Annotated in this window: 23 protein-coding genes; 2 read left to right on the forward strand and 21 right to left on the reverse strand. The window is 49.5% G+C overall.

Annotated elements, in window-relative coordinates; translation table 11 throughout:
* Positions 1–175: 175 nt before the first annotated feature.
* Positions 176–652 (reverse strand): CoA-binding protein, encoded by a 477-nt coding sequence (locus DHAF_RS17190; RefSeq protein ID WP_005811038.1) that lies wholly within the window; start codon positions 650–652, stop codon positions 176–178.
* Positions 653–888: 236 nt separating this feature from the next.
* On the opposite strand from DHAF_RS17190, the gene DHAF_RS17195 reads away from it, so the two are divergent.
* Together DHAF_RS17195 and DHAF_RS17200 are read left to right on the forward strand one after the other, a co-directional pair.
* On the forward strand, positions 889–1,200 hold the full coding sequence (locus tag DHAF_RS17195; RefSeq protein ID WP_005811036.1) for a type II toxin-antitoxin system RelB/DinJ family antitoxin: 312 nt from the start codon (positions 889–891) through the stop codon (positions 1,198–1,200).
* The gene (locus DHAF_RS17200) at positions 1,197–1,520 is read left to right on the forward strand and encodes a type II toxin-antitoxin system RelE/ParE family toxin (protein ID WP_005811035.1); all 324 of its coding nucleotides are present in this window, start codon (positions 1,197–1,199) and stop codon (positions 1,518–1,520) included. The genes DHAF_RS17195 and DHAF_RS17200 overlap by 4 nt, the downstream gene beginning before the upstream one ends.
* 96 nt (positions 1,521–1,616) lie before the next feature.
* Here DHAF_RS17200 and DHAF_RS17205 read toward each other — a convergent pair whose 3' ends face one another.
* The 20 genes from DHAF_RS17205 to DHAF_RS17295 form a co-directional block, all read right to left on the reverse strand.
* Positions 1,617–2,909 (reverse strand): pyrimidine-nucleoside phosphorylase, encoded by a 1,293-nt coding sequence (locus DHAF_RS17205; protein ID WP_015944606.1) that lies wholly within the window; start codon positions 2,907–2,909, stop codon positions 1,617–1,619.
* A 76-nt stretch (positions 2,910–2,985) separates the two neighbouring features.
* Positions 2,986–3,819: a purine-nucleoside phosphorylase gene (locus DHAF_RS17210; protein ID WP_005811031.1), complete on the reverse strand. Its 834-nt coding sequence runs from the start codon at positions 3,817–3,819 to the stop codon at positions 2,986–2,988.
* A 361-nt stretch (positions 3,820–4,180) separates the two neighbouring features.
* Positions 4,181–4,321, reverse strand: a complete 141-nt coding sequence (locus DHAF_RS17215) for a hypothetical protein (RefSeq protein WP_005811029.1) — start codon at positions 4,319–4,321, stop codon at positions 4,181–4,183.
* Positions 4,322–4,696: 375 nt separating this feature from the next.
* Positions 4,697–5,863, reverse strand: coding sequence for a phosphopentomutase (locus tag DHAF_RS17220; RefSeq protein ID WP_005811028.1), 1,167 nt, complete (start codon positions 5,861–5,863; stop codon positions 4,697–4,699).
* A gap of 94 nt (positions 5,864–5,957) precedes the next feature.
* Complete coding sequence (xerD, locus tag DHAF_RS17225; RefSeq protein ID WP_005811026.1) at positions 5,958–6,926, reverse strand: site-specific tyrosine recombinase XerD; 969 nt, start codon at positions 6,924–6,926, stop codon at positions 5,958–5,960.
* A 72-nt stretch (positions 6,927–6,998) separates the two neighbouring features.
* Positions 6,999–7,229, reverse strand: a complete 231-nt coding sequence (locus DHAF_RS17230; RefSeq protein WP_005811024.1) for a hypothetical protein — start codon at positions 7,227–7,229, stop codon at positions 6,999–7,001.
* Between the two features lie 25 nt (positions 7,230–7,254).
* Positions 7,255–8,040, reverse strand: coding sequence for an acyl-CoA dehydratase activase (locus tag DHAF_RS17235; RefSeq protein WP_015944607.1), 786 nt, complete (start codon positions 8,038–8,040; stop codon positions 7,255–7,257).
* Between the two features lie 25 nt (positions 8,041–8,065).
* Positions 8,066–9,295, reverse strand: coding sequence for a 2-hydroxyacyl-CoA dehydratase subunit D (locus DHAF_RS17240; protein ID WP_015944608.1), 1,230 nt, complete (start codon positions 9,293–9,295; stop codon positions 8,066–8,068).
* Positions 9,292–10,452, reverse strand: a complete 1,161-nt coding sequence (locus DHAF_RS17245; protein ID WP_005811019.1) for a 2-hydroxyacyl-CoA dehydratase subunit D — start codon at positions 10,450–10,452, stop codon at positions 9,292–9,294. Before DHAF_RS17245 ends, DHAF_RS17240 begins: the two co-directional genes overlap by 4 nt.
* A gap of 22 nt (positions 10,453–10,474) precedes the next feature.
* Positions 10,475–12,226: a long-chain-fatty-acid--CoA ligase gene (locus tag DHAF_RS17250; protein WP_011460241.1), complete on the reverse strand. Its 1,752-nt coding sequence runs from the start codon at positions 12,224–12,226 to the stop codon at positions 10,475–10,477.
* 144 nt (positions 12,227–12,370) lie between these two features.
* Positions 12,371–13,609, reverse strand: coding sequence for an acyl-CoA dehydrogenase family protein (locus tag DHAF_RS17255; RefSeq protein ID WP_015944609.1), 1,239 nt, complete (start codon positions 13,607–13,609; stop codon positions 12,371–12,373).
* A gap of 186 nt (positions 13,610–13,795) precedes the next feature.
* The gene (locus DHAF_RS17260) at positions 13,796–14,176 is read right to left on the reverse strand and encodes a metal-dependent transcriptional regulator (protein ID WP_005811011.1); all 381 of its coding nucleotides are present in this window, start codon (positions 14,174–14,176) and stop codon (positions 13,796–13,798) included.
* 186 nt (positions 14,177–14,362) lie between these two features.
* Entirely contained in the window at positions 14,363–14,539 is a 177-nt protein-coding gene (locus tag DHAF_RS26805) for a FeoB-associated Cys-rich membrane protein (RefSeq protein ID WP_015944610.1), read from the reverse strand.
* A gap of 44 nt (positions 14,540–14,583) precedes the next feature.
* Positions 14,584–16,731 (reverse strand): ferrous iron transport protein B, encoded by a 2,148-nt coding sequence (gene feoB / locus DHAF_RS17265; RefSeq protein ID WP_011460242.1) that lies wholly within the window; start codon positions 16,729–16,731, stop codon positions 14,584–14,586.
* Positions 16,732–16,794: 63 nt separating this feature from the next.
* Complete coding sequence (locus tag DHAF_RS17270) at positions 16,795–17,016, reverse strand: FeoA family protein (RefSeq protein WP_011460243.1); 222 nt, start codon at positions 17,014–17,016, stop codon at positions 16,795–16,797.
* Between the two features lie 57 nt (positions 17,017–17,073).
* The gene (locus tag DHAF_RS17275; protein ID WP_005811001.1) at positions 17,074–17,364 is read right to left on the reverse strand and encodes a FeoA family protein; all 291 of its coding nucleotides are present in this window, start codon (positions 17,362–17,364) and stop codon (positions 17,074–17,076) included.
* A gap of 225 nt (positions 17,365–17,589) precedes the next feature.
* Positions 17,590–18,186, reverse strand: a complete 597-nt coding sequence (locus DHAF_RS17280; protein WP_005810999.1) for a stage II sporulation protein M — start codon at positions 18,184–18,186, stop codon at positions 17,590–17,592.
* A 91-nt stretch (positions 18,187–18,277) separates the two neighbouring features.
* Complete coding sequence (locus tag DHAF_RS17285) at positions 18,278–19,441, reverse strand: endonuclease Q family protein (protein WP_011460246.1); 1,164 nt, start codon at positions 19,439–19,441, stop codon at positions 18,278–18,280.
* Entirely contained in the window at positions 19,438–20,010 is a 573-nt protein-coding gene (locus DHAF_RS17290) for an NUDIX domain-containing protein (RefSeq protein ID WP_011460247.1), read from the reverse strand. The genes DHAF_RS17285 and DHAF_RS17290 overlap by 4 nt, the downstream gene beginning before the upstream one ends.
* Positions 20,011–20,180: 170 nt before the next feature.
* Positions 20,181–22,274, reverse strand: a complete 2,094-nt coding sequence (locus DHAF_RS17295; protein WP_041271984.1) for a beta-propeller domain-containing protein — start codon at positions 22,272–22,274, stop codon at positions 20,181–20,183.
* Between the last annotated feature and the right edge of the window lie 23 nt (positions 22,275–22,297).

A 22,297-nucleotide genomic window follows, 5' to 3' on the forward strand; every position in this document is an offset into this window, starting at 1 on the left:
TCCCCAGAAAAATAAATTATATCGAAAGGCAACTTAAACATATCAACTCTCGTTAATGGAGTTTGAACATTGCTGATTTAACATAATTATAAAATTATAAAGAAAATAGCCACAACCTGGTGCTGTTACCAAGTCATGGCTATCTTCTTTTTTTCAGTTGCTCTCTCAGTTCGCGCTAACGCCTCTTGGGAGCCTTTGGTGATTTCAGTCCATGCCAATAGCAGGGATGAAGGTAAGCAAAAGGCTTGGGATAAATTTTATGCTTCAGGAGGCACCCTTGAATTACCTGAATCCCCGCTGCATCTGCTTGCTCCTGAAATTCTTCTGTCCAGTTGTGTTCTTGAAACCAAACGAATTGAGCCCCACATTCCTGAGCCTGACTGATAATATTCGGAATCGATTCCGATTTTAAGCAGGGGACCACCACATCCACCTTATCCTGCAAAGCCGCCAGCCCTGCATAGACTTTAAAACCTTCCAAACGCTGTAAATCCTCAGCCACAGGATGAACCACACAGCCGAATTGCTTTAAGGTCCTCCAGACTTTATAGGCATGCTTATGCTTCAGAAAGCGATCGGCATTCCCTACCACAGCATAACGATGAGCTGTTGTAGTTTCCCCAGCCAGAGAAAACACTTTCTTTTCACGCATCTATAGTCACCCCTAACTTCAGGTATTAAAGATTACGTGAAAACAGCTTATCCTATGACTCTCAGATTACTTTACCACTTCATGAATATATTCTATCGGGATGGATCTGCCAGTTTTCGGCCAAAGGATGATTTTCCAAAGCCCTAATTTTCCAAGTCGCGACACAGGACGCATTCAAATAGATTGCAAATAGCTTGCATATTGCATATTCTTATATATAATATCAGTAGGAGGCGATGATTATGGCAAGAACATCTAATATATTTGCTCGTGTTGAGCCAGAAGTAAAAGAACAGGCTGAACAAGTGCTTGAACAGTTAGGTATTCCTATGTCCAGCGCTGTCAGTATGTTTCTGAAACAGGTTGTATTGCAAAGAGGTATTCCTTTTGAAATGAAGTTACCAAAAGATACTCCTCCTTCCTATAGTTCCCTGACAAAAGAACAATTTAATGCTGAAATTGAAAAAGGCATGCTAGATATTGAAGCCGGCAGAACCTACCCTATGAAAAGCGTTGAGGAAGAGATGAAACGGGATTATGGACTATGAGCTGGACAGTCGTTTATTCTGCTCAGGCCAAACAAGACTTGCGGAACATCTTTGAATATATAGCACATAGCCTGTGTTCACCTGACGCTGCCAAAAGCCAAACCCGGAGAATTATGGCGGAAATCCACTCGCTTGATGAGATGCCATTGCGCTATCGAATCTATGATGATGAACCATGGCGCAGCCAGGGACTGCGTTTTTTTCCGGTAGATTATTATCTGGTATTCTATCTACCTGTTGCATCTGCGAACACCGTAAAAATAGTCCGTATCATGTACGGCGGCCGGGATGTCAAAAAGCATCTTGAGGAAGAACTATAATATTATTTTCCGAACAGGAACTTGCAAAGAACCCTGGCCACAGTCGCGGCCAGGGTTCTCTCGTTTATACTTAAAGAAGCGCCCAAATTATGCTGATTACTTTACCACTTCATGAATATATTCTATCGGATCGGGCTTGCTCTCCTGAAATCCATAGGCCTTTAAAACATCTGCTTCTACATATTCAAGGTTGGTGTGCAGAATACAGAGAGGTTCATCAAGGTCAACATAATCCCCTACCTTCTTCAAAAGCGTTACCCCGGCCGCATAGTCGATGGGATCGTCCTTCTTCTTTCTTCCTGCCCCCAACAGCATAGCCACCAGCCCAATCTGTTCGGCGTCAATAGAGCTTATATACCCTGCATGATTGGCGAGGACTTCGATATGATGCTTCGCTTGGGGTAATTGGGAGGGCTCATGGACTATTTGAGGATTTCCTCCTTGAATTGAGATCAGCTCTTTTAATTTTTCTACGGCCTTACCTGAGGCAATAACTTGCTGAAGCTCTGCATAAGTTGACTGGAAATCATGATAGTTCCCACTGGCAATGGCCATATAGGAGGCTATCGTCAAAGCAATTCTGGTTTCGTCTTCCGCTCCCTTGCCCTTTAAGACATCGATAATCTCTTTAATTTCATTAGCGTTCCCCACTTCATGGCCAAGAGGCTGATTCATATCGGTGATGATGGCGATAGTCCTTCTCTTTAATGACTTACCTATTTGCACCATACACTCAGCAAGCTTTTTGGCTTCTGGGAGAGATTTCATGAAAGCCCCTGAGCCTACCTTAACATCGAGGACTATGGCGTCCGCCCCGGAGGCAATCTTCTTGCTCATGATGGAACCTGCTATGAGAGGAATACTATCCACGGTTCCTGTCACATCTCTTAAGGCATAGGTCAGCTTGTCGGCAGGGGTCAAATTAGCTGTTTGCCCTACTACCGCCATGCCGTGGTTATTCACATTGGCGATAAATTCCCCGGTACTTAAAGCGGTCCTGAATCCTTGAATCGCTTCAAGCTTATCGATGGTCCCGCCGGTATGACCTAATCCTCTGCCGCTCATTTTCGCCACAGGGATTCCCAATGAGGCAACCAAGGGAATAACGATCAGGCTAATCTTATCCCCCACTCCCCCTGTTGAATGCTTATCGACCTTTACTCCTGGGATGCCGGATAAATCGATGGTCTCTCCTGAGTTCACATAGGCCATGGTTAAGTCGGCGATTTCCTCATCATTCATCCCTTGGAAGTAAATGGCCATGTAAAGAGCAGCTATTTGATAGTCGGGAATCTCCCCCTTTACATAACCTTGTACGAAAAACTCTATTTCCTCTTTTGTTAATGCTTCGCCTTTTTTCTTTTTGTTAATTATATCAACGACCCGCATTGCACCCACCCCCGTATGTTCCTGAAGAGCAGCCAAAACTGCCCAAAGCTCCCCATATCAATATCATCCCGAGACCTTAGGCCAGCCCTTTAACCAAAGCCTGCACAAACCGCACAAACTGCTTCTCAATGCGCTCGGCCGTCTCCATAACCTCGGCATGGCTAAGGCGCTGGGCGAGGATTCCAGCCGCCATATTGGTAACGCAGGAGATGCCAAGAACCCGCATCCCGCCATGATTAGCTATGATGACTTCCGGGACGGTGCTCATACCCACCAGATCGGCTCCTATGGTGCGCAGGAAGCGTATCTCCGCCGGGCTTTCATAGCTGGGACCGCTCATCGCTGCATAGACCCCTTCCTGAGGATGGATCCCCACTTCCCGGGCTATGGTGAGGGCCTTTTGCCGCCACTCCAGATCATACCCTTCACTTAAATCAGGAAAACGTGGGCCTAAGTTGCTGAGATTGGCTCCGCGCAAGGGATTATCCCCCATCATATTGATATGATCCTTGATCAAAATCAGATCTCCCGGACGGTAAGCAGGATTAATCCCACCGGCAGCATTGGTCACGATCAGCCCGGATACTCCCAAAACCTGCATGACCCGAACAGGAAACGTGACGCTTTGCATGGAATACCCTTCATAAAAATGAAAGCGTCCTTGCATAGCCACCACGGTCTTACCCAGAACTTTCCCGAACACCAATTGACCTTTATGTCCCTCAACGGTGGAAACAGGGAAATTGGGAATCTCCTGATAAGGAATAACCACCTTATCTTCAATCAAGTCCACAAAGCCACCCAGTCCCGAGCCAAGGATAACACCCATTTGGGGCTCTATATTTACTTTTTCAATAATAAACCGCCGGGTTTCGCTGAGTTTGTCCATAAATTCTTGCTCACGCATCATGGTGATCGTCTCCTTATCGATTATTTTTAACAGGTAGATTACAGTAGCCGCTCATGCCGGCCGCAGCAACGACAGAGCGAAAAACGTCGTTCAGGTCGTGTAGCCTTATCGTCCGGGTCGCGTAGTTTTACGCACAACGCGTACTCCATAGCTCCAGGGCTGGCTCACTCGCTTTCTTAACAGCATCTGCGGCGGATAAGTATCCTTTGGAGAGTGCCGCCTTGAGCGAAACTGACCACCGGACACTTTCGTCACCAAACCTCTGGGCAATACCTGATGTTAACCATGGCTCCGCTACGTTAAGAAAGCTTTGTTCACCCGACCGCCCCTCCGCTAAATCCGTTCTCTTTTGTACGTAAAGCTACGTCTTGCGGGTCTCTTTCAGTTTTTCCTTGGGCCTGAGGCCTGAACTTTTTATAAGCGCAGCCTCTTGTACGCCGTTTATGGGGTCTCCTTCGGAGCTATTCTTCTCTTCAAAGCCTTTCTTTGTATCTTTTTCCAAATCGCCGACCCTGCCACTTAAGCAGCGTCGGTAAAGACGGAAAAAGAGGCTTGAGTAGGGCAATTTACCCCACCCACTCCATAAGGCCCCGCTACCCAGACCCGGAAAGCAGCCCAAGGATTTTGCTTTACAAAAGGGAAGCGACTTTAAGCGAGCGGAAACAAAACTTCGCGAAAAGCACGCAGCGGAGAAAAGTTGGAAACAGGACGTTTCCAACCGGCTATGAGAACAAGTGCGAAAGCAGTGCTTTCGAGGAGCCGATTTAGCCGGGGACTTTTCGGAGCGGAGTGCTTGAGCGTTAGTTTTGTCCGCGCAGCTTATGGAGCCGACCGGTGTAAAGCAAAATCCTGGAGATCCAGCTTGCGAAGCCTTCCCTCAAATCAACTCCCCCAGAAAGCTCCGCCCATTAACCAACTCTTCCGTCCCCAAATACTCAGCAATCGTCGCTCCCAAATCCGCAAAAGAAGAGCGGATTCCCAGATTCCTTCCGGGCACAACCTTCTTCCCATAGACCAGTAAAGGAACATACTCCCGGGAATGGTCCGTGCTTTCCGTGGTGGGATCACACCCATGGTCGGCGGTGATGAAGAGGATATCCTCCTCCTCAAGGGAAGCGAGGATTTCCGGCAATCTCCCGTCAAACTCCTCAAGGGCTTGAGCATAGTTTTCCACATCATTGCGATGACCGTAAAGCATATCAAAATCCACCAGATTGGTCATGATCAAGCCCGGTTTCTTCTCCCTGATAAAAGCCAGGGTCTTCTCCACCCCATCCCTGTTCCCTTTGCTGGCCAGATGATCCGTAACCCCATGGCCTGCGTAAATATCTTTGATTTTTCCTACAGCCATGACTCGAAGTCCTTTTTCCTTTACCATATCCAGGAGGATTTTGTGGGGCGGTTCAATGGCATAATCATGACGATTGGTAGTCCGGTAGAAGTTTCCTTCCTCGCCTAAAAAGGGGCGGGCGATGACTCGGCCTACTCTTAAATCCCCCTCCAGCATTTCCCGGGCTATCCCGCAGATTCGATATAATTCCTCTAAAGGGATCACCTCTTCATGAGCCGCGATCTGAAACACTGAATCTGCTGAAGTGTAGGCGATCGGTTTCCCCGTCCGCACATGCTCCTGTCCCAGGCGCTGAATGATTTCTGTGCCGGAAGCCACTTCATTGCCTATGACCTGGCGGCCGATGCGCTCCGCAAAAGCTTGGAGAAAATCCTCCGGAAAACCCTTGGAAAAGGTAGGAAAGGCCCTTTCCAGGACCACACCGGCTATTTCCCAATGTCCCGTAGTGGTATCCTTGCCGGGGGAACGCTCCGCCATTTTTCCATAACAACCTTGAGGGCTTGCCTCAGGGTCCACCCCTTGGATAGGTGCAATATTGCCCAGACCTAATCTCTGCAGATGAGGCAAATGAAGACCTCCGCGGGCCTTGGCAATATTGCCTATGGTATTGCTGCCCACATCTCCGTATTCATGGGCATCGGGCATTTCACCGATCCCCACACTATCTAAAACAATCAAGATGGCTCGTTTCAAAAAGCGCTTCCTCCTTTAATTTCGTTAAACTTATCAACTCGTTAAGCTTATCAATCCATTAAAACTTATCAATCCTATTAAATTTTATCACATCTTAATCAGCCCGGGGATGGGCTTTGCGGAATACTTCCAACAGCCTTTGACGGGAAAGATGGGTATAAATCTGGGTCGTGGCAATATCGGCATGCCCCAGCATTTCCTGGACAGAACGTAAATCCGCTCCATGATCCAAGAGATGAGTAGCAAAACTGTGTCTGAATTTATGAGGATAAATATTTTCCTGAACACCATGGGTTTGTGCCCATTTTTTGAGGATATCCCAAATTCCTTGCCGGGTCAGAGCCGTACCTCGGGAATTAAGGAAGAGGACTTCCGTTTTATGCTTTCCCCTCAGGCGTTCCCGATCATGCTCCAGATAATTCTGCAAAACCTCAAGGGCATATTCGCCGATGGGGACAATCCTTTCTTTGTTCCCCTTGCCCCGGCAGCGCAGGGTCCTCGTCTCAAAGATGATATCCGAAACCTTTAAGCCCACCAGTTCGGAGACACGCAAGCCACAACCATAGAGTACCTCGATCATGGCCATATTACGCATCAATAGTCCCTTATCCTTCCCTTCTGAGTCAGAATCCCCAGCTTTTTTACTGCTCTTGCCAGGTTTGGGCCCTTCTTTGTCCCGGTCCCCTCCCTCACCCATAAGCTTGCTGATTGACCCCTCAGACAGAACATGGGGCAGATGCTGTTCAAGCTTCGGAGTGCTCAGGTACTCGGTGGGATCATCTTCCCGCATCTCCTCCCCTAAGAGAAAAGCAAAGAAACCCCGCAGGGTTGCGAGGTACCGCGCCAATGTGCGGGCAGACCTCCCCTGATTCTTCTCCTGGAGAAGAAATAAGAAAAGGTCGTTGCCCTCACAAGCTATAATGTTTTTCCCACGTTGTTGAAGAAAGGCTGTGAATTTCCGCAAATCGCGTTCATAGCTGTTTCGGGTATTGGGGGAAAGCCCTCGTTCCACATTAAGGTAGCTCAAATATTTCTTAAGCCAAGCTTCTGTTTGAACCTCCACAGCAATCCCTCCCTCGCTTAGAAAGTTCTACAAGAGGGAAAGGTTTTCCTGCGGGTTTAAACCGGCGAATCCCTATCTTTTTATATCAGGAAAGAGCTGTATGACAAATTCGCTCCACACAGTGCCTTCCTCCTCAACCCGCATCGGGTTGCCGCTGGGCTTCTCATCTTTGTCCTCTTGGGATGTAAGCAAGAGGCTGCAGACCGTGACCAGCTTGGGCAGCATGACGGCCAGCAGCATCATTAAAATAACGATCCGGGCGATAGTGAAAAGAAACTCCGGCCAGCTTTTACCTCTCTGCATAACTTCGACCCCCAATCCCTAAAATTTATGCAGAGGGGGATTGTCTTGATGCCATTAAGGCCGCTCCCCAAGCGGCAGTGATCGAGGGTTCACTATACACCAGCAGAGGATGGCTCAATTGGCGGCGGAGTGCAGCCAATACCCCTTGATTGCGGGCTACCCCGCCGGTAAACACAATATCCGGCACTAAGCCGATCCGCTGTGCTAAAGATGCTACACGGCTGGCCACGGATGCGCAGACCCCGGCCAGTATATCCTCTTTCGGCTTTCCTGCCGATACATGAGTGATCACTTCCGATTCCGCAAAGACCGTACAAAAGGAAGATATGGCCGTAGGATTCCGAGACGTTTCGGCAAGGTTTCCTATGTCATTCAGACTAATCTCCAGTGCCGAGGCCATGACTTCGAGGAAGCGGCCTGTTCCCGCCGCACATTTGTCATTCATGGCAAAATCCACAACTTTGCCGTTAGGCAACATTTGGATCACTTTGCTGTCCTGTCCTCCGATATCTATAACGGTGCGGGCAGTGGGAAAAAGGTGGTGAATTCCCCTGGCTTGACAGGTGATTTCCGATACTTCCCGGTCGGCGGGAAAAGTAATCCTCCCGTATCCGGTAGCAACCGTCCCGCCCACATCCTCCCGGCTAAGTCCTGACTCCGCCAGCAGCTTAGCCACCATCTGAACCGCCACCTCCCGTCCGCTATACCCGGCCCGGGCTGTGTCATAAGCGATCATCTCAGTTTCCTGATCGATAAGAACGACTTTCACCGTCAGGGAGCCGATATCCACCCCAATATATATTTTGGCCATACCTTCCCTCTTTCCTTTGCCCACCTCAATCGAAGGTCTCCAAAAAGGCCTGAACACGATTGCGGATGGGTTCTTCTGCATAAGCCCGGGGATCAGCCATATCGGCTTCGATCATCAATCCCGGAACACCTGTCTCCATCATAACCCTTCTGCGGATAACCTCCTGGACCAGAGAATAGGGCTTACAGGAGCGATTGGAGTGCATTACGAATCCATCGGCCTGATAGTCCCGAATGAGCTGCACCAGTTGTTTGGTGCGGAATTCCGGGGAACGGTTCAGGAAAACTTCCGTATAGGTGGCGGCCAGACTTTCCAAAGGGGTACCCGGTGCCTGCTCCATGGCCCAGCCGCCGCTATAGGTATCGGTGACAAAGCATGCTCCCCGTTCCGTGAACATCTTATTGAAACTGAATACTTTAGGCCAAATCGCAATATTATCCCAGACCAAACGAATCCGCTCATTTTCCACCGCACCCTGGGCCAGGGCCTCCCGCCCCTTGACCTCGTCACGAAACAACCGGTAATAATCCCGCCCCCCTTTGGTCCCTCTCATCACCACAATGGGGGCCATATGGATAAAGAGATCGGGCGCATTCAGGGGGGAGGGGCGGGATTGACAGGCTTGACGGGCCTCTTTCCAGAGACCGGTTGTTTCCCGGCTGAATTCCATCTGCTTCTCCAGCTCTTTTTCATCTAATGTCCTGCCGGTAATTTTCTCCAGCTCCACAACCATGGCCTTAAGCTGCTCCAGGACATAATTCCTGGCCTGCTCCGTCATCTCTCCCGTCAGGTAAGGAGTATCCAGCACCAGCAAAGGAACTTTAAAGTGCCGGGCCAGCACTTCATACCATTTTAATACTGTACCGCAGATATTATTGCAGGCCACCAGCAGATCAGGCTTGGGCATTCCTCCTAAAGGGGCCAGATCCGGCCGTAAAACTCCACCGATATTGGAGCGGGCATAGGAGCATAGATCCTGGGAATAGCCTGCCGCTTCCGCCACCTGGCATAATCGGGCCGTGGCCTTATTGGTGCTGTAAATAGCAGCGTATTGCTCCGGGTAAGCCGGATGAATCTTAAAAGCCCGCAAAATTTCCACAGGGGCGCCGCTGGTTACCCAGGCAATCTTGCGGCCCAGCGGCTTACCCCAATAGCGGTGATACCCGGTTAAGATATAGTAACGCTTCATGGTTTTCTTCAGGGTATCCGTACTGCGCAGGGGACGATAATTCCGTTGCTGCGTCTCCTGGGTCATGCTTGTGCCCTCCCCCCCGAATCCGAAGACCGATTCTCCAGAATGCTCTCCAAAAATGCCTGCAGCCGGGTTCTCTCCTGTCCCCCTGCCTCCGCTCCCTCCAGTTCCAGAACCAAGGTACGAATCCCCCGGTTCTGGAGGGTTTCCGCCAAGGGAACCGCATCCCAGGCATGGGGTTCGCAATACTTGCGGATGACCAGCACCGCACCTTCCACCTGCCGCCGGGAGGCTAAATTCCCCAAATACTCCAGGCGGGCATTGAGGCTTTGATTCTTACAGGGACAGGGAGGCATATCCTCATAGCGCTTCACCAGATCATACCAGGGGTCAGCCGACTCCTCCATCAGGGGCCCGGAGTAGTGGCGGTAACCCGTACAAGTGTCATCCACCACGACCCGCCCCTCCAGTTCCTCGATCATGGCATACACTTGATCATTCTCCAGAGCAGCCCCCGAGACCATCAGGCGTGCCCTTGAACCGGATTCCTCCGCCCTGGCATAGAGTTCAGGGAGCACTTCATCCAGGGCCTCTGCATAGATCGCCCTGGGCATAAGCTGCCCGGCCCGCAGCAGGGCCGCCGTCAGGGGGGAAGGCAGTTTCTCCCGCAGCTCTTCCACCTCATTGACTTTTTCCCTGATGCGCCGGCATAGGCGGATGGCTTCCCTTAGACTTTCCTCTGTAGGCTCATGACCGGTCAGTTTTTGCAATTGCTCCCAGGCCCTTTTGACCTCCTCCTGATAATACTGATTGGCCCCGGCTGCTTTAAGCATGACGGGAGGAACCATGTTGACGATGTTTTGTTGGCCGGCAAACTCCCAAATACCGCTTAAACACTGCATGGTATCACAGGTATGGACAAAGCCGACCCCCAGCAGGTCTTCCCAGCGGCCCTGCAACTCCATATCCAGGATCCCCCGGGCCAAAGAGCAGGAAAAAGGAGGCAGCTCCCCAGGGGTCCGCTGGGCGGAATCCGGCAAAAGGCGCAGGGGCTCAAGGCCAAAGGCCATAATCAGTTCCTCCGGAAAATAGGAACATAGTATTCCCAAAAAACGGTAATTGGGATAGCGGGTTTTGCGTTTTAAGCCCTTAAGCGCGGATTCCTCCAACAGTAAGCTCAGGGAATCTCTTTGCTCTTCAGGCACACTCCATTCCATCATGGGGCATCCTCCTGACTTACAGCTACTTCGTCGCTGCCGCTTCCTTGGCACTCTGTTTTGCTTCCCCTTCTGCAGGAGGAGTATCCCGTAAGGCCCGGCGCAGGATCTTGCCAATAGCCGTCTTAGGTAAATCGGTACGGAATTCTACGGTTTTAGGAACTTTATAAGGGACCAGGTGTTTGCGGCAAAAGGCGATGACATCCTGCTCTGTAGCGGCAGCTCCATCTTTAAGGCTGACAAAAGCCACTACCTTTTCCCCGCTGTAACCGTCCTTAACCCCGATCACACAGGCCTCCCTGACTGCCGGGTGTTCATACAGCACATCCTCTACTTCCCGGGGATAGACATTGAAGCCACCGGTGATAATCATATCCTTTTTACGGTCCACAAGATAAAAATACCCGTCTTCATCCATGGTCGCGATATCTCCGGTGTATAGCCAGCCATCCCTTAAAGCGTAGGCCGTCTCTTCCGGCCGGTTATAGTAGCCCAGCATTAAGTCCGGACACTGAATCACCAGTTCTCCCGATTCACCGGGAGGCAGCTCCTCTTCACCGGTGTCAATGTCCCTGATTTTAAAGTCCACATCCGGGAAAGGAAAACCGATGCTGCCGGTTCTGTTTTCCCCCCGCAAGGGATTGCAGCAGAGGGCATTGACCCCTTCAGTGAGACCGTATCCCTCCATCAGCCTGGCTCCGGTAAGCTCTTCGAAGCTTCGTTTAACCTCGGGGGCCAGAGCAGCCGCCCCCACGAAACACCCCACTAAGGAGGAAAGGCTATAGCGTTTTAATTGGGGGTAATTAATCATGCCTATATACATCGTCGGAACTCCGGCAAAATACGTGGGCTTATGCTTGTGAATGGCTTTCAGGACATCTTTCGCTTCAAAGCGGGGAATCAGAATCGTTGAAGCTCCGGAGAATAAGGGAGCATTCATGCACACGGACATGCCAAACCCATGAAAGGCCGGGAGAACAGTGACCAAACGATCCTTGCTGCCCATTTGAACCCAGGCTATCGCCTGATAAGCATTGGCAAGCAAACCATAATGGGAAAGCATCACTCCCTTGGGGCGTCCGGTAGTGCCGCCGGTATAGATGAGGACCGCTATATCCTTACGAACATCCACTTTTTGGGACGGATAATCTTTTAGCACGGGACCGTTGCCCTCATTCAGCAGATCCTTAAACCTCCCGGCAACTTTGAGGCGTTCCTTACCTCCCGGGGACAGCTTCCGTGTGAATGGATAAAGAAATTTAAGAGGAAAAGGCATATACTCATTGAGAGCCGTATAGAAGGTATGCTTCAGCAATTGGGTCTCTCCGGCCTGATGACAAATGTCTCTCACATTTTCCAGCCGCTCGGCCAGAAGGTCCAGACAAATGGCTGCTTTGACCTGAGCATCCCGAAAAATATGCAATAATTCTGATTCGGTACTGAGAGGATTGACAGGAACGACCACCCCGCCAATGGCAAGGATAGCGTAATAAGCAATCACGTATTGGGGACAATTAGCCAGCAAAAGGGCCACCCGATCCCCGGGATCAATACCCAGCTTTTGCAGGGAACCTGCCAGGCGTTCAACTTTATTGCCCAAATCACTGTAACTCATTTTCTTATTAAAATAGATTAGGGCAACCTCTCCGGAGTTCTTTTGCACACTTTTGCGGAATAACCCATCCACCGTCTCTTCAGGATAGCTTAGGTAATGGGGAACCTGTTGGTCGTATTGAGCTCTCCAGGGAAATTCATGCCTTTTATTTTCCTGACTCATGAGTATACCTCCCGCTTCCATTACATGGTTCTTTTCCTCTAACCCTTAATCCCGGACACCCTGATTTCTATAATGAGCTCACCGCTTTTATCTTTCTCCAGCCATGAGCCAAACCTTTTGCGGCCTCATCGACCTTATGGGCAACTACTCATATACTTTTTCCTCCGTCAAATGAGCATTCACCGCATCTTCTTCTAGGGAGCGATGGAATTGTAAATTCCCCCGGCGTTCTTTGTAATACTCATGTTGGATAATGAGATTCATCACTTCATTGGTACCGGTCCAAATCATGATGAGACGGATATCCCGCAGCAATCGCTCGATGGGGAAGACATTGGTATAACCAATCCCCCCCATGATCTGCATCCCATCGTTGACCACTGCCCAGGCCGAATCCGTGGCGAACTTTTTCGCCTCGGAGACCAAACGGCGTGCCACATGGCCCGGCACTCCAGAATCCACGGCCCGGGCGGTGGTATAAACAAGTGAGCGGGCTGCATCCAGGCGGGTGATCGAGTCAGCCACTTTAAAGTTGACCCCTTGAAAATCTTTAATTTTTCTGCCAAAAGCTTTGCGCCTGGTGCTGTAATCAGAAGCTACTTCCAGAGCCGCCCGGGCCATCCCCAAAGCTCCCGCGGCACTGGTTAACCGTTCCGGGATCATCATCTGATAAAAAATGTCTGCCGCACCGTTTTCCACACCGAGAAGGTTTTCGGCAGGAACTTTTACATCCTTGAAAACTACCCGGCCTGCCCCGCCTCCACGGGTTCCCATTAAGCCGTAGATATGTTCCACTTCCACTCCGGGACCACGGTCTACGATAAAGGCACTGATACTCTGATGGGCAGGTCCTTCCGGATCGGTCTTGGCATAAACCATAAAATAGTCGGCCCCCTCTGCTCCCACCACAAAACGCTTTTGCCCATTGAGAATATAGACATCCCCCTCACGCCGGGCTAAAGTCGTTGCCCCAAAAAAATCCGATCCTCCTCTCGGCTCAGTCAATGCTTCAGCAGTGTACAGCTTTCCTTCTAAAGTAGGCTTTAAATAACGATCTTTCAGCACCTCTGAGCCAAAATGATTAATGGCTTCGCCGACGATGGAAGGTAAGGAATAAAGGCACGCCAAACTCGTACCCAAAACCCCGATCTCTTCGAGAACTGAAACTTCATCCACCCATTGCAGCCCTCGTCCGCTGTACCGCTCAGCAAAGCGCAACCCCAGAAGTCTGGCCTGACCCAGGTCCATTAAGTACTCTTTGGGATAGATCACCTTTTCTTCATCCATCGCTAAGATCAGCTGTTTGGGTACCTTTTCTTTGACAAAGCGCGCCGCCTCTTCTTGCAGGAGCTTTTGCTCTGAGGTCAAGAGAAAATCAAACATGCCCTCTCTCCTTTCCAGAAATGAATAGCCATTCATTTCGTACTATTATGAATATTCTGACACTCATAGATAAGTACGTCAATACCCTTCTTAAATTTAGAAAAGGATGTTAATTTAAAAGGGCCGCTGCTCAACGAACTATACAGTTCATTGGGCAGCGGCCCTTTGTACACACAACACTCTTGCTTAACTCTGTTCTTTCATGCGTCTGTGATACTCTTCTTTCATTTTCTCAAAGGAGTCCTGACTAATGACATGCTCCACACGGCAAGCGTCTTGAGCGGCCGTCTCTTCATCCACGCCTAAATAAACCAGATACCGGGTAAGGATATCATGGCGTTCGTAGATGCGGGAAGCGATCTTCTCACCCTCATCGGTCAGGGTGATGACGCCGGAAGAATCCACTTCAATATAGTCATTCTTCTTAAGAATTCCTACCGCACGGCTTATGCTCGGCTTAGTATAACCAAGCTCATGGGCAATATCAATGGAGCGAATATCGCCTTTTTTCTTCTGAAGTATATAAATAGTCTCGAGATACATCTCGCCGGATTCCTGAATACTCATGGCAATAGCTCCTTTTTATAATTATTTCAGACAGACTTCCTGCAATAATTGGGCTCTCTCTAAAAGCATAGTATAATTAAGCAGAAAAATCAATCGTTCGCCATCAAACTTTAGCATTATGAAAAAGCCGCTGACTGATACACAGCAGCGGCTTTCGTTATAATGTTCTTTAGACATTGGTTTTGACTATTCTACTTTATTTGACTCACAACCTCCGCTCCCACAGCCACAGCTGCTTGAGCATCCTGAGCATCCGCCGCTCTTTCTCGTTTTATACACATTGCGACCCGCCAGAGCAATGACAGCAAGAAGAACGGCACCGATAATTAAATTCACACCATTGGAGCTGATCCACTCAAGCATAGCATTCACCTTCTTATCCTAAAAATCAAACCCGCCTATAGGTTTCACCCTTTAACAGGAATCCCGCTGACTCTCGGGGTAGGCCGGCCGGGTCTAAAGAGCAGATACAATAACCCTGCGAAGACAAGGGCTGCGACGGCTGTACCTACTGTGAATCCCGCACCGCTGAACAAAGAACCAAATTGGAATACCAGGAAAGCAATGGCATAAGCAAAGATCATTTGATAACCGATGGCAAACCAGGTCCATTTCATATCATTCATTTCCCCTTTGATGGCTCCGATAGCTGCAAAGCAAGGAGCGCACAGGAGGTTAAAGACCAAGAAAGAGTAAGCAGAAAGAGCTGTGAAGTGAGCGGCGATAGCGCCCAGGCTGCCGAAAGCCCCTTCTTCAACCAAGCCCAGAGCATCTCCTGATACTCCGTAAAGAACCCCGAACACGCCGACCACTTCTTCCTTAGCAACCAAGCCCATGATGGTTGCTACCGTACTTTGCCAGGTGCCGAAGCCAAGAGGAGCAAAAATCGGTGCGACAACACCGCCAATAGCGGCCAGAACACTGGCATCCATATCTTCGACCATCTGGAAGGAGCCTTCAACCATACCGAAAGAGGACAGGAACCAAATAAAGATACTGGCTAACAAGATAATGGTTCCGGCTTTCTTAATAAAGGAGTAGCCCCGTTCCCAGGTGCTGCGCAGGACACTTCCCGCGGTGGGCATATGATAAGCAGGCAATTCCATGACAAAGGGAGAGGGGTCTCCGGCAAAACGGCTGGTCTTTTTGAGAATGATGCCGGAAATGACGATGGCCGCGACTCCGATAAAATAAGCACTGGGAGCGACCCACCATACACCGCCGAATACCGCACCGGCTATCAAGGCCACGATAGGCATCTTGGCGCCGCAAGGCATAAAGGTGGTGGTCATAACGGTCATTCTCCGGTCACGATCGCTTTCAATGGTCCGGGTGGCCATAACCCCAGGCACACCGCACCCGGTACCAACCAGCATAGGAATAAAGGATTTCCCGGAGAGGCCAAAGCGACGGAAGATCCGGTCCATGATAAAGGCGATCCTCGCCATATAACCGCATTCTTCAAGAATAGCCAGCAAGAAGAAGAGAACCAGCATTTGGGGAACAAAGCCCAGTACCGCTCCTACCCCGCCGACGATCCCATCCACGATAAGTCCGGCCAGCCAACCGGCTGCACCGATTTCCTCAAACCAGCCGGCCAAAGGCTCGCTGATCCATTCTCCAAAAAGGGTATCATTGGTGAATCCGGTGAGTATATCACCGACTGTCGTAATAGCGATATAATAGACCAGCGTCATGATGACGGCAAAAATAGGCAAAGCCAGCCAGCGATTGGTTACCACCTTGTCGATCTTATCCGAGGTAGTGATTTTAGAGGAACTCTTCTTCACATAGCTTCCTTTTATAATAGAAGTAATAAAATTATACCGGGCATTGGTGATGATGGATTCGCTGTCATCATCCAGAGCATCTTCCACAGCGACAATAACCTCTTCCACATTCACAGCGGTCATTTGTTCCAGAATTTTTTCATCCCGTTCGAAGAACTTTATGGCATACCAGCGTTTTTGTTCCTCAGCGATGCCTCCCGGCAGCTTGCTGCTAATCGCCTTGAGTGCTTCTTCGATTTCCGGTTGAAAGGCAAGTTTGGCAGGACGGCTTTGAGCATTTTGTGCTGTCTTTACCGCTTTATCAGCCAATTCAGAGATTCCCATTCTTTTAAGAGCGGAAATCTCCATGATTTCACACCCTAAAGACTTGGAGAGCTTTTCAATATTGATCTTATCACCATTCTTATTGACGATGTCCATCATATTAATGGCAATGATGACAGGAATCCCGATCTCAGTGAGTTGGGTTGTAAGATATAAGTTCCGCTCCAAATTCGAGCCGTCAATAATATTAATAATAGCGTCCGGCTTTTCACCGATTAAATAATTCCGGGAGACGACCTCTTCCAGGGTGTAGGGCGAGAGGGAATAAATTCCCGGCAGGTCAACGATGGTTACATCCTTATGTCCCTTGAGCTTGCCTTCTTTTTTCTCTACAGTCACTCCTGGCCAGTTTCCTACAGTTTGGTTAGAACCCGTAAGAGCATTAAACAGAGTTGTTTTTCCACTATTAGGGTTCCCTGCCAGTGCAATTTTCAATGGCATCTTTTTTCCTCCTTCTAAAAAGTTAGCATCAACTAACTATGGGTCAAAAAAATAGAAATCCTACTACTCAACTTCGATATTGGCGGCATCCTCTTTACGAATGGAAAGCTCATACCCCCGAACATTCAGCTCAATGGGATCTCCCAAAGGTGCTACTTTTCGCACAAATACCTCCGTGCCTTTCGTCAGACCCATGTCCATAATGCGGCGTTTGAGAGCTCCTTGACCATGGAGCTTTACTACCGTTACTGTTTGACCTACCTTCACATCCTTCAGGGTAGACATTCCAGTTCCTCCTTCATTGTCTTTCATCAATCTTCATTGCCGAGCTCTTTCTGCTCTTTATACTTTAACCGTAAGAATCCGTGTTGCCATGGATTTATTCACTGCAACCCGGGTATCCTTAACAGCAACAATGACATTACCGGCAAGCTCAGTGACCACGGAGATCACTGCCCCTTCTACAAAGCCTAAGTTTTCCAAAAAGCGTTTGGTGTTGTCTCTTCCTTTGATAGAAACGACTTTGACTTCCTCACCGGGGGCTACCATGGCTAAGGGCATTGAACCTGCAACAGGTGCCAAAGCGGATCCATTCATATTTCCAATCGGGAGACCAACAGTTTGTGTTGTCATTATGATCACTCCTTAATCCACAGAATACAGTAAGGCAACGCTAACTAGGTATAGTTTACCACCGCTAACTTTATTAATCAATATATTTTCTATTTATTTCCCGACAAATTTAATAAGAATTGCACAATAAAAAAAAATGCCGGGAAGGCAGCCGACCTGTATCCCGGCTTTTGCCTTCTCAGCATTTATTTGCTGCGGATCATTATTTTATTATGGGCAACTTTATCATAGGTTAAAGAAACGCACGCCTAAAATAGAGAAATACCCTTGGGAAACACCGACGAAGACAGCTCCCAGAGAGACCAGAACAGTGGCTACGGAATAATACATAAACTCCCGCCGCAAAGACTCGCCAACTTGTTTACCTTTTAAGAGCATCATGGAGAAGATGGTCGCCAAACCCGCCCCCAGCAGGAGAAAGGGTATCCCCGCCAAGGCCGGAATCAAGATGGAGATCAAGACAAGTCCTAACCCCCACAGGCCTTTCATGCCAATAATGAAGCTCAAGGTGAAGCCAAACACAAATCCTCTCGTAAAGACGATGAGAAAAATCAAGGGGGTCCCGATGACGGTCAAACCAAGCAACCAGATACCGGCCATAATGATAAACTGCTCCCTGGCCAGCTGAATAAGGAAGTTGGTGTCAAGAGTGGTGGGTTGGCCGGCCAGCAGCTTGTCCAGAAAGCCGCTGAGTTCCTGAGTTTCTCCAGTGTTTAACGCTCCCACACCCACTGCTCCGAAGATGACTCCTGCCAGATAGACACTGACCAGAGCCAGATAAATCACCCAATATTGTCGGATATGCTCGCCAAGTTTACGCATACCTCCCAGCCTCCTGTCTATAGCCACACCATGGCTCCCGGCACACTGGAATCATGTGCCGACATCCTCTATAGACATCCTATTCGGAAAGTTAGGAAAGTATGTCCACTACCTTGCCAAATACTCCTCCCCCACCTGCCTGAAAGAGAAGTTTTCCCTGGCGGGAAAGCTCTATCCAGCGGGCAGCCTTTTCTCCCGCTACCTTCACCAGCTCTTCTCCGGGGACCTGATGAAGCACATTCATTTCCGTCCCAAAATGCTGGAGTAAATTCCGCACCATTTTTGGCCCGATTCCCGGCAAATCCTTAAGGGGCAGCTGATAAATATACCGCGGATCCGGTTCAGGCGGAATTTCGGCATCGGCAATACTGACCAAGCGATCCAATACACCCATAACCACCTGCCGGCTCCCGCAAGCAGGACATTCCAACAAAGGCGGCTCCCCTTCAACGACCTTTTCACAAACCAGGCAATAGGTTCGGTGGTATTTGCCAAACACAGGGGGCAGCCCATAGTTGGCCAAAACTTCCCCCTTAACCTTATAGACCAGTTCCTGCAGTCCCAGAAAGGAGCCCTCGGCTAAACTCAGCAGATTATACTCCCGGGCGATCTTGGGCAGAGAGTGGGCGTCTGAATTGCTGAAAAGCACCACCTGACCCAATTCACGGATGGAACGTGCCATTTGCCGGTCCGCGCTCAGACCAATCTCCAGGGCAAGAGGCATTCCCGGCAATACATCAAGCAAGCTCTCACAGCAATTGCCATAAATCCCCTTGTGGGGTGTAAAGGCGTGGGCGGGCAGCCAGATACCCTCCCCAGCCGCTACAGCCTCCAGCCATTGTTCCACACCCAGATGAGCTTTTTGCGAGCTGAGCTGCCAGTTCTTCACATAAGGCTGCAATTTATGGATATAGCTTTCCAGGTGGTTCAAGGTTGGGAAATACGCAAGAAAATGAGCGGAGCCCGTGCCCAAAGAGAGTTCGATTTCCGTACCCGGAATAATGATCAACCCCTGGGCGGCATATCCTCCCCCCTCCAGAGGTTGGAGTACCCCTTCGTGAAGCAAGGTGCGGAAATCCTTCCGCACACCCTGCGATTGGGCATCGATGACCCCGATCATGGCAAGGCCTTTGATATCACGGGCAACCTGGATGACTCCGGGCAAATTCATGGTCTTGGCCGCAGTAATCTTGACTGCTTTGCCATCTAAGCTTTGGCCGATGTGAATATGAAGATCCGTGTAGTAATGCTTCACCGCTCTTTACCCGCTAGCAAAATTATGGCCAGCATGGTCTTGGCATCATTAAGCTCACCTGATAAAGCCTTTTCTTTAGCTTGGACCCAAGGTGTATTCACCACATTGAGAAATTCATCCTCATCAGCTTGCAAGGGATCCCAGACCAAGTCCGTTGCCTTATAAAGATGAATGATTTCATCGGTAAAACCCGGAGTGGTATAGATGCTGACCAAATGCTCCAAAGTGCCACGATAGCCTGTCTCTTCCCGCAATTCCCGCTCGGCGCAGACCAGCGGCTCTTCCCCCGGCTCCAGCTTACCTGCCGGTATCTCTAAAATGGCCTGCTGGATAGGATAACGATATTGACGGACCAAAAGCAGCTCATCCCCTTTAAACGGTAAAATTCCCACCGCCCCCGGGTGCCTCACCACTTCCCGGGTGGCTTCCGCACCATTGGGCAAACGAATCCTATCCCGGTCCATTCGCAGCATGCGCCCGGCAAAAACGATTTCTTTCTCTATGCATTTCTCTTCCAGTCCGGCGTCCTCAATGGCGCCGGTCCTTTGTTGGCTGGATTGATCACTCATAATCTGTTTCATCTCCCCAACTATCGATCTTATTTAGTCTGTCCATTCACTATTTATTATAACATACTGTCTTGGGTCCCTGAAACGAAGCCACGGGATAGTCTCCGCCCTGAAATCCTTTATAAGCAAAAAAAGCGGACGGCTGCAGCCGCCCGCGCAAACGTTCCTATCTAGTTATGAATCTCCAGTTTCCCCTGCTCCTCCATGGTGTTTAAATCATTAGCTTGCAGATAGCTGTTGGATAAGGTGTAAAGTGTATCTCCGATATAGAGGCTGCGGGAAATATCCCGGTTGTAATCATAGCGCCCAGTATTTTGAAGATTCACCACTTCTCCCGGAGGATGGTGGGTTATCATCCCTTTCAGGGTGAAGCCCTCTTCAGCGGAAAGATCATAAACAAAAGCTCCCTGGAAAACCGGCTGCCCATAGGCCAAGCGCGGGTCTTTTTGAGCCAGATAATCGTCTTTGTTGACGGTGGCCGGGTCAATATCGCAAACGGTCACCGGGAAGGACAGGATGCCTTTTTCCCGATCAAAAAGAAGGGCTTTATGGTTCCAGAACAATTCCGACTCCGTTCCTCTGTCCCCGATTTCAACTTTAAATTTCTCCTGGGGGTTGTTCACATCACTGACATCAAAGAGAGCCACCTTCATGCCAAGGTAATAGGCATTTTTCACCGTTCCTTCACCCGACCAGTGCGGATCTTCCACTTCTATGGCCTCTTTCCCAAAGCCGATAATATGATTCTCATCATAAGGATGAAGGTAATTGCTGTAACCAGGGATTTTAAGTTCACCGAGAACAGCGGGATGATTGGGATCTTTTAAGTCCAGAACGAACAAGGGATCTACTGTTTTAAAGGTGACCATATAGCCCCTATCCCCCATAAAACGAACCGAATAAATTTTCTCTCCGGGAGCGATGTTTTCTATTTTCCCTGCTTGCTTCATGCTTTGATCCAAAATATGAAGATTATTGGTCAGTTCCGCTTCTCCTGTCCGAACCGGCAATTTCTGAAGGGTGGTTGCAATCCGGAAATAGCCGTTATGTTCATCCATGCTGAACTGATTGAGGATATTGCCGGGTACGCTGCCCATCCCCAAATACTTTGTATCTCCAGCCTGCAAGTTGAATTTATAAACACTGGTGTTCACTTCCGCCGGCATGACCGCAATCATTCTGGACATGGCAGAGGTATTGCTGCCTGCCGTATCAGCCGGCTCCGGAAGGGGCTGGACTTGCTCGTATTTATACTCGGGTACGGCCACATAGAGATTTTCTAAAGAACTGTAGATATTCTCACCGGCTCCCAGATAAGTTTTTACTTCCGTCTTTTTGGTACTCAGGTTGCCGAGATCAATTCCGGCAATCAGCAGGTAATTCGGTTGAGGGGACCCCGGAAAATAGCATATTTCTTCATAACCGATCCGCTGAATCTCCCCGCCTTCCAGGCTGTCCCGATAGCCGGGGGTCAGCAGTGCCTCCGGTTGCTCCTGCAGCCGGTAAAGGGGAATGTATTTATTATTGACCAGATAGAGAGTATCGCCGATTTTTCTTGAGGAAAGATAGCTTCCGTCAAGCTCCAGTTCCCTGACCTGCTTCAGATTGCTGGGATCAGCCAGATCATAGATCAGAACCTTGACACTGTTTTCAAAAGGAGGAGCCGGTGCCGGATAAACTTGCCGCCAAGCATAGTTTTGGTTGAGAATAACGGTCAGATACTGGTCGTCCACATACATCTCCAGAGGATGAACTTCCCCGTCAAACTGCAGAGCAGCAACGACTTCCATCTCTTCCACCGGATAGGCTTTGGCTATGATCAGCTGATTATCGGTGAGCTTATAGATGTATTTCCCGTCTGTTTTAACCGTATCGGCCTCATCTACCCCCTGGACCTGAACATTGGTTTCGGAATAATCCAGCTTACCGTCTAAAAGATTCCCTGCCGAAGAAGCGGCTGAAGCCTGCGGGCTACTCTCAGCAGCAGCTATATCGCCACCGCTGTACATCACAACATTCCTGGTGCGCGACTCGGCTTCCGCCATCAGTTTCTTGAAGTTTTCAAAAGAACCCACAGTCGGCAGCGGTTCCACCGGCGCCTCCTGCCCTACCTTTTGCGGACCTTCTGCTCCTATTTTTTCATCGCCGCTTGCTGCTATGGTCTTCGTCTGGTAAGCATTCCAGCCCAGAAGAGTGAGCAAACACGCCATCACCAGAGCCAAACCCATCTTTTGCCCTTTCACCTGTTCTCCCTCCTTATCCATATTCTTTATCCGACTGCCTCATT

It is taken from the genome of Desulfitobacterium hafniense DCB-2, assembly GCF_000021925.1.
In the GTDB taxonomy this organism is placed as follows: domain Bacteria; phylum Bacillota; class Desulfitobacteriia; order Desulfitobacteriales; family Desulfitobacteriaceae; genus Desulfitobacterium; species Desulfitobacterium hafniense.